At 58.6% G+C, this 14,672-nt stretch carries 11 protein-coding genes; 8 read left to right on the top strand and 3 right to left on the bottom strand.

All coding sequences use genetic code 11. The features are described 5' to 3' along the window. Positions 1-141 precede the first annotated feature (141 nt). Positions 142-1,848 carry a ribosomal protection-like ABC-F family protein gene (gene abc-f / locus H6F58_RS09960; protein ID WP_195181690.1) on the top strand — a complete coding sequence of 569 codons (1,707 nt, stop codon included), beginning with the start codon at positions 142-144 and terminating at the stop codon, positions 1,846-1,848. A 265-nt stretch (positions 1,849-2,113) separates the two neighbouring features. Then, positions 2,114-4,003 carry an FAD-dependent monooxygenase gene (locus H6F58_RS09965; RefSeq protein WP_195181691.1) on the top strand — a complete coding sequence of 630 codons (1,890 nt, stop codon included), beginning with the start codon at positions 2,114-2,116 and terminating at the stop codon, positions 4,001-4,003. Between the two features lie 228 nt (positions 4,004-4,231). Here H6F58_RS09965 and H6F58_RS09970 read toward each other — a convergent pair whose 3' ends face one another. Beyond that, a complete protein-coding gene (locus H6F58_RS09970) occupies positions 4,232-4,594 on the bottom strand; it encodes a DUF488 family protein (RefSeq protein WP_146274777.1) in 363 nt (120 codons plus the stop codon). A gap of 265 nt (positions 4,595-4,859) precedes the next feature. Here H6F58_RS09970 and H6F58_RS09975 point away from each other — a divergent pair, with 265 nt between their 5' ends. From H6F58_RS09975 to H6F58_RS09990, 4 genes are all read left to right on the top strand, one after another. Next, a complete protein-coding gene (locus H6F58_RS09975) occupies positions 4,860-5,312 on the top strand; it encodes an FHA domain-containing protein (protein WP_060701220.1) in 453 nt (150 codons plus the stop codon). 71 nt (positions 5,313-5,383) lie between these two features. Beyond that, positions 5,384-6,139: a MerR family transcriptional regulator gene (locus tag H6F58_RS09980; protein WP_146274778.1), complete on the top strand. Its 756-nt coding sequence runs from the start codon at positions 5,384-5,386 to the stop codon at positions 6,137-6,139. A 40-nt stretch (positions 6,140-6,179) separates the two neighbouring features. Next, positions 6,180-6,662, top strand: coding sequence for a bifunctional nuclease family protein (locus H6F58_RS09985; protein ID WP_060701222.1), 483 nt, complete (start codon positions 6,180-6,182; stop codon positions 6,660-6,662). A gap of 241 nt (positions 6,663-6,903) precedes the next feature. After that, a complete protein-coding gene (locus H6F58_RS09990; protein ID WP_146274779.1) occupies positions 6,904-7,497 on the top strand; it encodes a MerR family transcriptional regulator in 594 nt (197 codons plus the stop codon). An 89-nt stretch (positions 7,498-7,586) separates the two neighbouring features. Here the strand turns inward: H6F58_RS09990 and H6F58_RS09995 are convergent, their stop codons facing one another. Beyond that, complete coding sequence (locus H6F58_RS09995; RefSeq protein ID WP_060703336.1) at positions 7,587-8,402, bottom strand: ParA family protein; 816 nt, start codon at positions 8,400-8,402, stop codon at positions 7,587-7,589. 352 nt (positions 8,403-8,754) lie between these two features. Between H6F58_RS09995 and H6F58_RS10000 the strand changes: the two genes are divergently transcribed. Both H6F58_RS10000 and H6F58_RS10005 read left to right on the top strand, forming a co-directional pair. After that, a complete protein-coding gene (locus tag H6F58_RS10000; protein WP_195181692.1) occupies positions 8,755-12,207 on the top strand; it encodes a pyruvate carboxylase in 3,453 nt (1,150 codons plus the stop codon). Between the two features lie 106 nt (positions 12,208-12,313). Next, complete coding sequence (locus H6F58_RS10005; RefSeq protein WP_146274781.1) at positions 12,314-12,859, top strand: hypothetical protein; 546 nt, start codon at positions 12,314-12,316, stop codon at positions 12,857-12,859. On the opposite strand, the gene H6F58_RS10010 is transcribed toward H6F58_RS10005, so the two are convergent. Then, positions 12,832-14,643: an AMP-dependent synthetase/ligase gene (locus H6F58_RS10010; protein WP_171919836.1), complete on the bottom strand. Its 1,812-nt coding sequence runs from the start codon at positions 14,641-14,643 to the stop codon at positions 12,832-12,834. The genes H6F58_RS10005 and H6F58_RS10010 overlap by 28 nt on opposite strands. Between the last annotated feature and the right edge of the window lie 29 nt (positions 14,644-14,672).

The raw sequence follows: 14,672 nt of genomic DNA on the forward strand, positions 1-14,672 counted from the left end.
CCGGGATCTGATTCCTCCAGGCAGCAGGCGATTGCACGCCGCACCTTCCCTCTCTTCTCTTTTGCATCATTGTGATGCCCAATCTTCGCCAGCCTCCGGAAAGTACTCTGGTGGGCCGTTGGCGTCAGGCAGGAATATCCCATGACCCATCCACATGATCAGCGCCAGCCAGCGCTCGAGAATCCCGAGCACGGCCCTGACTACATCGTTTCCCTTCGAAGCCTCAGTGTCAGCTTTGGCGAACGCGACGTGTTGGTCGACTGCGATTTGTCGATTTCCGGCAAGGAGCGGCTAGCTGTGCTCGGGGATAACGGATCAGGCAAGTCCACGCTGATGCGTGTCATCGCTGGAAACTTGGAGGTCGAGCGAGGGGAACGGCACATCAACGCCCCTGGCGGCGTGGCCTATGCCGCGCAGAATCCGCGCTTCACCGCTTCGATGAGCATTCAGCAAGTCATCGACTCGTATCATGCCCGCTTTCGCGAGCTGGAGAATCTGATGCGGATCATCAGCCTGAAGCTCCAAGGTGCACAGGGCCCTGCTGCTGAACGCCTGATGGCCCAGCTGCAACAGGTGACTGATATCTACGAAGCGGCCGACGGCTATACCCTGGCCCAGCGGCTGGACAGCGCCCTGCAACAACTTGGATTGGGGGAGCTGGATCAAGAGCGCGGAGTCTCGCGCCTGTCCGGTGGCCAGCGATCCCGGCTCGCATTGGCTTGCGTGCTGTGTTCTGGCGCGCAGCTGCTGTTGCTTGATGAACCGACCAATGATCTTGATGAGGCTGCGTTGGCCTGGCTGGAACGCAGTATGGACAGGCACCGAGGGGCTTTGGTGCTGATCACTCACGACCGCATGTTCCTCAAGCGCTTTGCACGTTCGATCCTCGAAGTCCATGATGGGCAACTGAGCCGATATGGCAATGGATACGATGGCTACCTCCATGCCAAGGAGCAGGAACGGATCGCGGCTCAGGAAGCCTATGCCACCTGGGTGGCTGAGATGGAGCATTCGCGGAAGCTGGTGGAGAAGAACGTGGCGCGTGCCGCGGCAATTCCACGAAAAATGGAAAAGGCTGGCTTTGGGCACGGCAATTTCCGTCTACGGGAACGGAGCCACGGGTCGGCCTCCAAAATCCGCCAGGCCAAGTCGCGGATCGAAGAGCTGGAAGCCAGTCCGGCGCCCAAACCAGCCGCTGAACTTGAATTTTCCATGCCGGCAGGCGCCACCGTTCCAGAAACCGCCAAAACCTTGATCCGCGTGGAAAAGGCCCGACGCTCGGAACTGCCGGCGCTGAGCAGCGGATCGTTCGAGATCAAGTTCGGTGAACGATGGATGGTGACCGGACCGAACGGGGCCGGGAAAACGACGCTGCTCAAAATGCTGGCTGGCGAGTTGTCCTATGACAGGGGCCAGGTTCAGCAGACCCAGCCATTGCGCTGTGCCTGGCTGCGGCAGGAGCTCGGCGAGGTGCCGGGGCAGAGCCTGATCGAAGCCTTTGCGCTGGCGACAGATCAATACGTTGAAGATGCCGCCGAAGTGCTGGCCAAGCTTGGGCTATTTGCGCCCCAGGACTTCTTGCGCCATCCCCTGGCCTTGTCCGTGGGGCAACGACGCAGGCTCGAACTGGCAATCGCTGTGAGCTCCCAGGCGCACATCCTGTTCTTGGACGAGCCCACGAACCATATTTCGCCGGCATTGGTCGAACAGCTTGAAAGTGCATTGGTGGCCTTTCCCGGAACTGTAGTCACCGTGAGCCATGATCGGCGATGGCAGCAGAAACTCAAGGAGCACGGTTCCTTGCACCGATTGCAGGTACAGGATGGTCACGTACAAGTAATTCAGTAGAGTTTGCCAACTCGATGGCCCTCAGTGGCTTTCGCCTGCGAGCAACGCCAACTAGACGTTGCTCGAACGCCCCAACAAACCTTTACGGTTTGCTGGGGCGTTTTCCATGCCCGGAGCCAGCTGTATTTCGCGGCGCCGCCAGGTTTCTTGTGCGTGAGCTCACAGATTGTATATGATTAGTGTGCGATAAATGATTACTATGTTCGTTTATAGAACTTTGAGCGAAATGCTTGATCGCACTGCTAGAGAAATGGGGAATGGAACAATGCAGTTTCACCACAACGGATACGTTTCCGCTGATCCGCGTAAACAGCCAGCTGCCGGTACGGGAATAGACCGCCCAAAGCAGCTTCCTGACCAAATGGATGTGCTGGTTGTCGGTACCGGGCCAGCGGGCATCATCGCCTCTGCCCAGCTCTCGCAGTTCCCTCAAGTGCACACGCGAATCATTGACCGACGCCCGAGCCGCCTGGAAATTGGACAAGCCGACGGCATCCAGTCTCGAACCGTTGAGACATTCCAGGCATTTGGATTTGCCGAACGCATTACCTCCGAGGCGTACATCATCAAAGAAACCACATTCTGGAATCCCGACCCGGAAAACCCGGAATGCATTATGCGCACCGACCGCACCCCGGATGATCCAACTGGTGTCAGTGAATTTCCGCATCTGGTGGTCAACCAAGCCCGCGTGATTGATTATTTCGCCGAGTATGCCTATAACTCGCCAGCGCGGATCACCCCGGATTTCGGCTGGGAGTTCAAGGAACTGGTGGTTGAAGATGGCCAAGAGTATCCAGTGAAGGTCACCCTGCTTGCCTGCGGAGGCGAAGCTGCGGGCCTTGAACGAGTGGTGCGCGCTAAATACGTTGTTGGCGCGGATGGCGCGCGAAGCAACGTCCGTCGTTCTATCGGAGCAAAGCTTTCTGGAGACAAAGCGAACCACGCATGGGGTGTTATGGACACCTTGGCACTCACCGATTTTCCTGACGTTCGAACCAAATGCGCGATTCACTCCGGGGCCGGTTCAATTTTGCTGATCCCGCGTGAAGGCGGCCAGCTCTTCCGGCTCTACGTCGATCTGGGCGAAGTCCCCGAAGGTGACAACGGCAAAGTTCGCGAAACGCCGCTGGAAGAAATCATTCAACGTGCCAAAGCGATTCTGAATCCCTACACGTTGGATGTGAAGGACATTGCATGGCATAGCGTCTACGAGGTCGGGCATCGTCTCGCAGATCGTTTTGATGACGTTGCGCCGGATGAGACTTGCATTCGAGAACCGCGGGTCTTCATCACCGGCGACGCCTGCCATACCCACTCGGCGAAGGCCGGACAGGGAATGAACGTGTCAATGCAGGACGGGTTCAATCTGGCCTGGAAGCTGGGGTATGTCCTGACCGGTCGGTCCCCACAAAGCCTTCTGCGCACGTATTCAACAGAGAGAAAGATGATCGCCAGGGACCTCATCGACTTTGATAAGCAGTGGTCCTCCATCATGGCGGCCACGCCGGAAGCGCTGCAGGGCCAAGAGGGCGCCGCCGAGTTCTACGTGCGTACCGCCGAGTTCCCCGCTGGTTTCATGACTGAATATGCTCCCTCGGTGCTAACGGCCGTCCACGAGCACCAGGACTTGGCGGCAGGATTCCCCATTGGGAAGCGATTCAGATCTTCGGAAGTCATGCGGGTCGCCGATGCCAGTCCAAGGCACTTGGGGCACCACCATCGGGCCGATGGCCGCTATCGAATTTACGTCTTTGCCGATCGAGCCCGAATAGGCGAACCAGGCAAAGTTGCCACGCTGGCGAATTGGCTATTGGAATCGAACGAATCCCCGGTGCGCCGCTTCACACCGCAGGATGCTGATCTTGATTCCTTGTTTGACGTGAAGGTGATCTACCAACAGGATTACGCCTCGATGAACATCAATGACGCTCCGAAAATCTTCCGGCCCAATGTTGGCAAGCTGGGACTCATGGACTATGAAAAGGTCTATGCGGCGTGGGAATCGTCAGATATTTTCGAAGAGCGCCAGATTTCGCGCGAGGGCGCGATCATCATCGTCCGCCCGGATATGTACGTGTCCCATGTTCTGCCGTTGGATTCCATTCAGGATCTCGCAGGCTTTTTTGACGATGTCTTGGTTCCACGCATCTAGGCCGCTACCTCAGAACGCAGCAGAGGTCCGGTCGGCAGCGGCCGCTACCTCTGCTGCGTTTCCCGATGTCTGTCTAAGGAATATTCCGCGGGTTCGGCAAGTTGAATCATGTGACCGATGAAATGATTCATTGAGAGGATGGTGCAATGAGCCAGGAGTTCAGTTTTGACCTTCAGCAAGTTGTTGAATCGGACTTCGTGTGCGCCGACGGTGTCTGTTTCGTACCGCCTACTGGCGCTTCAACTGGTCAAGCAGATACTCACGCAGGACCATCGCGTGATTAGCCTGTTCATTGCGAGCGGCAAAAACCAGAGTCACCGTGGGCAGGTGTTCGATCAGCTCCAGAAAGTCGTCGACCGCCGGATTCTGATTTAGCTCGGCCCTGTAGAACCGGGCAAATTCTTCAAAACGATCCGAGTCGTGGTTCCACGCCTTGCGGAGCTCGGTACTAGGAGCCAAGGACTTGGCCCACTGGTCCAACTTGAGCTTGGACTTGGTAAGTCCTCTTGGCCATAAACGGTCAACCAGTATTCGGTAGCCGTCCTTGTTGTCTGGTTCCGCATAGGCGCGCTTAATCAGTATTTCAGTCATTGTCCACCTGCGAAGTTCCGGTCAACGCTTGCACTGCCACCCTATACCGCGAAAGACTGATGCTATAGCGACGGCCGCATCAATGGTCTTTCAGCAGTGGAAGGATCGACAGGAAATCCACGCATCGGAAAATATCGATATTTCTGTTATCACTTGGGTGGTGAGTAGGCTAATCTGTAGATAGTTTGGTATTGCGTACTATGCCAAATCAGAACACAATGTCGTCGCGTACGAACTGTAAGCAAGATTTTCTGGAGGATCCCACATGTCGGAACATGGGCCGGTTGCCCCGCATAATGAGTCTGCCTCCGAGACGACCAATATTGCTCTTCCTTCGATGAACAAGGCTTCAGAGCCTTCAGTGATTTACACACTCAGCGAAGATGAGAAGAACGCGGTTCGAGCACTCCCATCGGGCTCGGCCTTGCTCATTGCTCACTCGGGTCCCAACAAGGGAGCCCGATTCCTGCTGGATACCGATGAAAGCATCGCTGGCCGCCATCCCAACGCGGATATTTTCCTGGACGATGTCACGGTATCGCGTCGACATGCGAAGTTCACCAGAAATGGCGAGAGCTTCCTGCTCAGCGATATTGGTTCGCTGAACGGTACTTACATCAACGGCGACCGTATTGACGAAATTCAGCTGAGCAGTGGAGTCCAGGTGCAGATCGGCAAGTTCCGCTTGAATTTCTACCAGAGCGTACCGAACCTTTAAACTGGTAGAGTTCTAGATTTCCACCGGCGGCCAGTCCGTCGAGATATTTTTACTTCCGAGGTGTAGACCCTTTGCCGATCTTTGACGCAGCCCGCAGCCCACGACTCGAGGCATCGCGCCACGAGCCTGTCCGGCAGGCAGCGCTGAATATCGGCGAAGTGCTCTCGGAACTGAAAGATGAGTTCCCGAGAGTAACGGCTTCTAAAATCCGCTTCTTGGAGGACAAGGGCTTGATTATCCCGCAGCGCACTTCTGCCGGATATCGCAAGTACACCGCGTCGGACGTCAGCCGCCTTCGTTTCATCCTCGCCGTGCAGCGTGACCAGTACCTGCCTCTGAAGGTCATCAAGGACCACCTGGATGCCATCGACCGAGGTGAAGCTCCAGAGGCATTGCCTGGGGGAGCACCTGCCGCTCCGCAATTGGTCAATAGCGATATGGCTGAAGCTGTAGAGCGCAAGACCCGTCTCGTATCACTAGCAGAGCTGCAGGGGCTGACAGGTGCCAGCGAAGAACTAGTTGACGAACTACTCAAATTTGGACTCGTCGAAGCGCAGGCAGGACTTTTTGATTCGAGCTGCATCAAGGTGACCCAATCTGCCGTGCAACTCGCGAATCACGGTGTTGAGCCCAGGCATTTGCGCCAGTTCCGTACCGCAGCTGATCGCGAATTTTCATTGATCGAATCAATCGTCGGCAATGACTTGAAGAAGCCTGAAGTTTCGGCAAGGGCCAGGGCCGCCGAAGAAGCCCAAGAAATTTCTCGCCAGTGCCTAGAAATTCACGATGCCCTCGTGCAGCGTGCTATTTCGCAACTTGATCGCTAGGCTGAATTTCAACAGGCATTTACAACTCTAGGAGGCCGGCATGCTGGAACTGGAGTTTTCCGGGATTCGCATTCAACTGCCTGCGAATCAGCCACTGCTATTGCTTAAATATCCGGAACAGAATCTCTACCTGCCATTGTGGATCGGAGCGCCTGAAGCATCGGCAATCGCCATGTCGGAACAAGGCCTGACTCCGCCTCGCCCGATGACGCACGACTTGATGATTAGCGTATTTGAAGCGCTGGGCGTGACATTGGAACGAATTGAAATCGTTTCCGTGCATAATGCTGTTTTCGTTGCCGAGCTTGTTTTTTCCAATGGCAAGCGCGTTGATTCCAGGTCTTCCGATGCGGTGGCTCTGGCGGTTCGTGCCAAGTGCCCGATTATGTGCGCAGAAGACGTATTGGAAGAAGCTGGCGTTTCCATCGAGACGGATAGCGATGGCGAAGAAGCTCCCGAGGAGCAACTGCGTGAGTTCCGTGAATTTTTGGACAATATTGATCCCGAAGATTTTTCTTCGTAGTTGAAGCATTGCTGAATTCAGCGAATTATCGACTCTCATTTGGGATATTCGAATCGCTTGCGCGACACGGCTTAAAGTTAAGCTTGAAGGTCTTTGACCATTAGGTCAGATGGCCGTACCGTCGATGCATAGGGACATTAAACAGGAACTGTTTTTGTGATCATCGCTCGCATCTGCACGGTTCTAATTTGGTCGCCTCATTACTCGCTTAGAAACGTGCTGATACGCAAGGAGCAATTGGATGGAGTCACGCCAGACAGAGCCTCGTCATGGGGCCGACGGTGGCATCAAGCATTCCAATACACAAGGGCTGCTCTTCACCGATGACCTGCCCGAGCTCGATGAGCATGCCGGCTATCGCGGCCCGGTCGTATGCAAGGCCGCAGGAATCACCTACCGCCAACTTGATTACTGGGCACGCACCGGCTTAGTAGAGCCGGCAGTTCGTGGTGCCAAGGGGTCCGGCAGCCACCGGTTGTACTCCTTCCGCGATATCTTGGTGCTCAAGGTCGTTAAGCGCCTGCTGGACACCGGAGTATCTCTGCAACAGATTCGGGCTGCGGTATTGCACCTGCGGGAACGCGGGGTCGAAGACCTCGCGCAGATCACCCTGATGAGCGATGGCGCCTCGGTATACGAGTGCACCAGTGCTGATGAGGTCATTGATCTTGTGCAGAAGGGCCAGGGAGTGTTCGGCATCGCCGTAGGACGAGTCTGGCGTGAAGTAGAAGGCTCGCTGGCGCAACTGCCTTCGGAAAGCTCTGCAGAGCAGGCGTTGCCCGAAGATGAGCTGGCTGCCCGTCGTGCTGCCAAGGCCGCGCGCAACGTCGGCTAATCAATCTGAAATAGAACTGCATAGACTTTGGGCCGGACCACCGATCGGTGGTCCGGCCCAAAGCCTATGTGATCGACGTCTGCTGAACGTCAGGAATTCGAAGAGCCAGCGGTCGACATGATTTCCTTGAGCAGTGCGTCAAACTGGTTGAGCATTGGCCCGGTGGCCTTTGAAGGCCAATGGTGCACTGAATAGGCGGCACCCTGAATTTGCTGCCATTCCGGGTGCTCTGGGATTTCTGGCTTGACCATGGAATCACCAAACATCTGGCGCATTTCTCCCAAGCGGAAGGTGTGTTCTGCTGAATCCTTGCGAACCCGGTTGGCAACGACCTTGACTGGGCCAAGCGAAGGGGCGAATTCACGACGGAAAAGATCCAGTGCGCGCTGTGTGCGCTCGGTGCCAGCCACGGAGAAGAGGCTTGGTTCTGCCACCAGCAACAACTGATCCGAAGCGCTCCATGCCATGCGGGTCAGGCCATTCAGCGACGGAGGGCAATCGATCAACACCAGCTGATAACCGCTGGTGCGGCTGAGGATCTGGGTAAGCCGGCGAAGATCCCTGGTTCGCAGGTCCGGACGGTCGTAAATGCCGGTGTAGGCGTCGCCTACAGCTACATCAAGCACCGGAATGCGAGTACGCGATTTCTTCTCTGCTGCCTTCGACTGCCAAGCGCTGGCGACAACCTGATCTTGCAGGCGGGCTCGGCGAGCGTTTTTGAGCATCTGCCCAATTGGCTGCTTTCCATTCGCCCGGACTCCGAGGCCAGTGCTGGCATCCGCGTGGGGATCCAAGTCAATGACGAGAGTCGGGATGCCGGCGGCAAGTGCTGCTGAAGCCAGGCCGAGCGTTACGGAGGTTTTTCCCACGCCACCCTTGAGGCTGCTGATGCTCACTACGTGCACGGACCAGACCACGCCTTTCACTGTTCGCTAATTTAACGTCCCACCGAATATTTAGTCTCTCATCATCATAGTGTGCCGGAGTCCATTTCCCCGACTTTGCAACGTCGGTTTTTGGTTATGAATCCAACTTAGTGATTAAAAGATCACGTCTGGCAAATATTTCATGTGGTCTGACCACATCGTGAAATGTTTGGACGTTCAACTCGGCGTCCGTGTAGTGTGTTTCACAGAAGTGGCAAAAGCTTGCTGCTTTTCGAGACCCGACAGGCTGTTGATGTCTCACTTCGGACCAGGGAAATCAAACCCTTGGACCGAGCCCAACCAACCTGTACTGATTCGATGTAGGGACACTATGTTTGAAAAAATCTTGGTCGCCAACCGCGGTGAGATTGCAATTCGTGCTTTCCGTGCCAGCTACGAGCTAGGTGCAAAGACAGTTGCGGTTTACCCACACGAGGATCGCAATTCGATTCACCGCCAGAAGGCCGCAGAGGCCTACCAGATCGGCGAAGAGGGCCACCCGGTCCGCGCCTACCTGGACATCGACGAGATTATCCGCGTCGCCAAAGAAGCCGGTGCGGACGCAATTTACCCGGGCTACGGATTCATGTCCGAGAACCCCGATCTGGCTCGTGCTGCAGCGGCCGAAGGCATCAAGTTCATCGGTCCAAAGGCGGACGTGCTTGAACTGGCCGGAAACAAGGTCGCCGCGCTGAAGGCCGCCCGCCAGGCGGGCATCCCGGTTCTGGAATCCTCCGAGCCAAGCGATGACGTTGATTTCCTGATTGCTGAAGCGGACCGGATCGGCTTCCCAATCTTCGTCAAGGCAGTGGCCGGCGGTGGCGGACGCGGCATGCGCCGCGTGGACAAGCGCGAGGATCTGCCAGAGCTGATGGGTGCGGCCATGCGAGAAGCAGGCACCGCCTTCGGCGATCCCACCGTCTTCCTGGAACAGGCAGTTCTTCGCCCGCGGCACATCGAAGTGCAGATCCTCGCTGACGAACACGGCAATATCGTTCACCTCCACGAACGCGACTGCTCGCTGCAGCGCCGCCACCAGAAGGTTGTCGAAATCGCTCCGGCTCCGAACCTGGACGAATCGATCAGGCAGGCGCTGTTCCGCGACGCTGTGAAGTTCGCCAAGACCCTGGGCTACCAGAATGCTGGAACCGTCGAGTTCCTGGTGGACACCGTGGGCGAGCGCGCCGGCCAGCACGTGTTCATCGAGATGAACCCGCGCATCCAGGTCGAGCACACCGTGACCGAGGAAGTCACCGATATCGACCTGGTCCAGGCGCAGATGCGCATCGCTGCCGGCGAGTCGCTGGCGGATTTGGGAATCAGCCAGGACACGATCCAGGTGCGCGGCTGGGCTCTGCAGTCCCGTATCACCACCGAGGACCCTGCCAACGGCTTCCGCCCGGATGTTGGAACGATTACCGTGTACCGCTCCGCCGGCGGCTCGGGCGTGCGCCTCGATGGCGGAACCATCTACACCGGCGCAGAGGTTTCACCGCACTTCGACTCGATGCTGGTGAAGCTCACCTGCCGCGGTCGCGACTACCAGACCGCCGTGGCTCGTGCCCGGCGCGCGCTGGCTGAATTCCGTGTCCGTGGCGTGGCCACCAACATCCCGTTCATCCAGAACGTGCTAGGCGATCCACAGTTCCTGGCCGGCGATGTCGCCACCGACTTCATCGATTCGCGGCCGGACCTGCTCACCGGCAATGAGTCCCAGGACCGCGGTACCAAGGCCCTGAACTACCTGGCGCACGTCACCGTGAACCACCCCAATGGCGAACGCATCGAGGGCATCGACCCTCGCAAGAAGCTTCCTGCCTTCCCGGGGGACAAGTCCGACGAGCCGGAGCGCTCGCCATTTGACGGCCCATCCAAGTCGGCAGTGCCGGCTGATGGATGGCGCCAGAAACTGCTGGAACTTGGTCCCGAGGGTTTCGCCAAGTTGCTGCGCGATTCCAAGGCAGTGGGCATCACCGACACCACCTTCCGCGACGCGCACCAGTCCCTGCTGGCGACCCGCGTGCGTACCCGCGACCTGCTCGCGGCCGCGCCCGCCTACGCGCACAGCGTGCCACAGCTGTTCTCCATGGAAGTCTGGGGCGGAGCAACCTACGATGTTGCCCTGCGATTCCTCGGCGAAGACCCTTGGAAGCGCCTGGAACTGCTGCGGGCTGAACTTCCGAACATCCCGCTGCAGATGCTGCTGCGTGGCCGCAACACCGTTGGCTACACTCCGTACCCCACGGAAGTCACCGACGCGTTTGTCAAGGAAGCAGCGTCGGCCGGCATCGATATCTTCCGCATCTTCGATGCACTGAACGACGTGTCGCAGATGGCGCCGGCGATCAAGGCCGTGCGCGAGACCGGTACTGCCGTTGCCGAAGTGGCACTGTGCTACACCGGCAATCTGCTCGATGCCAACGAGAAGCTGTACACGCTGGATTACTACCTGAACCTGGCGCAGCAAATCGTTGATGCCGGCGCACACATCATTGCGATCAAGGACATGGCTGGCCTGTTGCGCCCTGCGGCAGCCACCAAGCTGGTCACCGCGCTGCGCGAGCGTTTCGACTTGCCGGTCCACCTGCACACCCACGACACCTCCGGCGGACAGCTGGCCACCTTGATGGCAGCCATCGATGCCGGCGTGGATGCAGTAGACGTTGCCAGCGCCGCCATGGCCGGCACCACCTCCCAGCCATCGGCCTCCGCACTGGTCGCGGCCTTGGAATTCACCGAGCGCGATCCGGGCCTGTCCCTGGATGCCGTAGCCTCGCTGGAGCCGTACTGGGAAGCGGTGCGTGCCCTGTACAAGCCATTCGAATCGGGACTGCCAGCACCAACGGGCCGCGTGTACCAGCACGAGATCCCTGGCGGACAGCTCTCCAACCTGCGCCAGCAGGCCATCGCGCTGGGCCTAGGCGAGCGCTTCGAAGCCATCGAGTCCATGTACGCTTCGGTGAACGCGATGCTCGGCAACGTCGTCAAGGTCACCCCATCGTCCAAGGTGGTGGGCGACCTGGCCCTGCAGCTGGTCGGATCGGGCGTCTCTGCCGCTGATTTCGAGGCTAATCCGCAGAACTACGACATCCCGGACTCGGTCATCCAGTTCCTCTCCGGAGAACTGGGCAACCCTCCAGGAGGCTGGCCGGAACCATTCCGCACCAAGGCGCTGCAGGGACGCAACGTCAAGGCCCGCGTCGAGGATCTGTCCGCAGAGGACGCCCAGGCGCTGCGCGGGGAATCGGAATTGATCCGATCCACCCTGAACCGCTTGCTCTTCGCCGGCCCGACTCGCGACTTCGAGAAGTCGGTGGAGAACTTCGGCGACCTGTCGGTGCTGCACACCCGTGATTACCTCTATGGCCTGACCCCGGGCTTCGAGCACGTCATCTCGCTGGGCACCGGTGTCCGCCTGCTGGTCAAGCTGGTTTCGGTGTCCGAGGCTGACGAGAAGGGCCTGCGTACCGTGGTGGTCACGCTTAACGGCCAGTCGCGCCAGATCAAGGTCCGCGACGAGTCGGTGGAGTCCACCGTCAAGTCGGCGCCAAAGGCTGATCCGAACAATGCCGGGCATGTGGCTGCGCCATTCGCCGGCGCCGTGACGGTGACCGTGAAGGCCGGCGACCTGGTTGAGGCAGGACAGTCGGTGGCAACCATCGAGGCGATGAAGATGGAGGCCGGCATTACCGCCAACGCCACCGGAGTCGTCACCCAGATCACCCTCGATGGCACCAGCCAGGTCCAAGGTGGCGACCTGCTGTTGGTGATCGAACCGAAGTAGCAGCTGGCATAGCACGCCACATAGAGCACAGGGGCTCGCAACCATGGTTGCGGGCCCCTGTGCTCACCGCAAGGATTCACAACGCAGATCAAGCACAAGGAGAGCCGTGAGGCGAGCAAATAAAACTCCAGCAGGGGCAGCGCCCGCAGAGGTGGCAGCACGAGCAAGCGAGGCCGCTGCCGGGCGCGATCGCCTGGGCGTGCTGGTATTCACCCTCAGCACCCATCTGCCATTCTTCGAAATTGCCGAGCATCTGGCTGAGCAATTTGGAGAGCTGGAGCTGCGTGCCGAGGTGTCCACCGCCGGACCGCAACGCGTTCAGTCGGTCCTCGAGGGGAAGTTCAGCGGCGTTGACGTGCTCGTGGTCGTCGGAGAAACCGGGCCCGCGGGCGAAGACCAGCTGATGGAATTGGTGCAGTGGCTGCTGGCCAACGGCCGCCAGGCCTTGGCGGAGAACCTGATCTTCGCGGTGCTCGACGAAGGGCACAGCGTGGCAGAACTCCCTGCATTCAACCGCGTGGTCTTGCCGCGCAGCTACTTCGCCCGGACGCAGCAAAGCGGCCTCAGGTTGCCCTGGGCCGCTTCGGCACGCGAATCGTGGGAGCTGGTTACAGCAGTGCTGGATTACGCTGTGGGCTTGGGAGCCGAGTAGATCTCCTCGATCAGCTCGTTGTAGTCCTTGAGCACTACAGCACGCTTGATCTTCATCGAGGGAGTCAGATGGCCGGTTTCCTCGGTGAAGTCAGCGGGCACCACGCGGAAGGACTTGATTGCCTCGGCCTTGGACACCGAGGTGTTGGCCTTGGCGATGACCTTCTCAACGGTTTCCAGCACCGTCGGATGCGTGGCCAATTCCTCCAGCGAAGTGTTCTTATCGAGCTGGTGGCGTTCAAGCCAGCCCGGAAGCGCTTCAGGATCCAAAGTGACCAGTGCCGCGATGAATGGCCGGCCTTCACCGATCACAACGCACTGCGAAACCAGGGCGTCGGCACGGATCTGGTCTTCAAGCAGTGCCGGAATCACGTTCTTGCCACTGGAAGTGACGATGATTTCCTTCTTGCGGCCGGTGATTTTGAGGAACCCGTCGGCATCCAATTCCCCAATGTCGCCGGTGTGGAACCACCCGTCGGTGAAGGTTTCCTCCTGCAGCTCCGGGCGATTGTGGTATCCGCGCATCACGCACAAGCCCTTGGCAAGAATTTCGCCGTCTTCGGCAATGCGAACCGCGTTGCCCGGGAGCGGTTTGCCGACGGTGCCGATCTTGATGCGTTCCAAGGTATTCACGGTGATCGGCGCGGTGGTTTCGGTCAGCCCATAGCCTTCGAGCACGGTGACCCCTATGCCGTTGAAAAAGTGGCCCAGGCGCTCTCCCAGCGGGCCACCACCGGAGACGGCATGGCGAATATTGCCGCCCATGGCCTCGCGCAGCTTCTTGTAGAGCAAGGCGTCGAAGAGCTTGTGCTTGAGGTTGAGCGCCAGCGGAATCTTGCCGGCCTGCTGCGCCTTGGAATAGGCCACGGCCACGTCGACGCCAGCGTGGAATATTTTGCCCTTGCCACCGTCTTCGGCCTTGAGCATGGCCGAGTTGTAAACCTTCTCGAAGACGCGGGGAACGGCAAGGATGAAATTGGGCTTGAAAGACTGGAGATCACCCAGCAGGTTTTTCACATCAGGGGTATGCCCGGTGCGGCAACCGGCAGCCACGTTGATCACGGAGATGAATCGTGCGAAGACGTGGGCCAGTGGCAGGAACATGATGGTGGAGGCACCGGGATACACCGCCTGGGGAAGGGACGCGGCAGCATTTTCTGCCAGCTCCACAAAGTTGCCGTGGGTCAGTTCGCAGCCTTTGGGCCGTCCAGTGGTTCCCGAGGTGTAGATGATGGTTGCGATGTCGCTCAAGGCGACAGCCGAGCGGCGGGCTTCGAGCTGCTCGTCATCAATATCCTTGCCGTCTTCGGCCAGCTGTTCCAGGCCGCCCTCGAACTGCCAGATGTTATCGAGGGTATCGAGCTGTTCCTGATGGGCTGCGCGGCGCACCACGGCTTCGTGGGTTGCCGATTCCAGAACGATCGCCTTGACCTCGGAATCGGCGACAATCCAGGCTACCTGGCTGGGGGAGGAGGTTTCGTAGATGGGAACGGTGACACATCCGGCAAACCAGATGGCGAAGTCGACGAGGGTCCATTCGTAGCGGGTTTTTGCCATCAGCGCGATGCGTGCGCCGGGGTTGATGCCATTGGCAATGAAACCCTTGGCGATGGCCTTCGCGTCCGCGGCAAATTGCGATGCGGTGACATCCTGCCAGGAGGAGCCGTCGCCAGGTTTGGCGAACAAGGCTGGATTCGCGGCCGAATTGGCGTGCCGCAGCAACAGATCGGTGATATTTGACTGCTGAGGCGTATGGATGCGAATTGGCGAGCTATATTCGCGCATCTGGTATTCATCTCCTGAAACTGTATGTG

The sequence above is a fragment of the Glutamicibacter sp. FBE19 genome (genome assembly GCF_015524875.1).
GTDB classification, from domain to species: Bacteria; Actinomycetota; Actinomycetes; order Actinomycetales; family Micrococcaceae; genus Glutamicibacter; species Glutamicibacter halophytocola.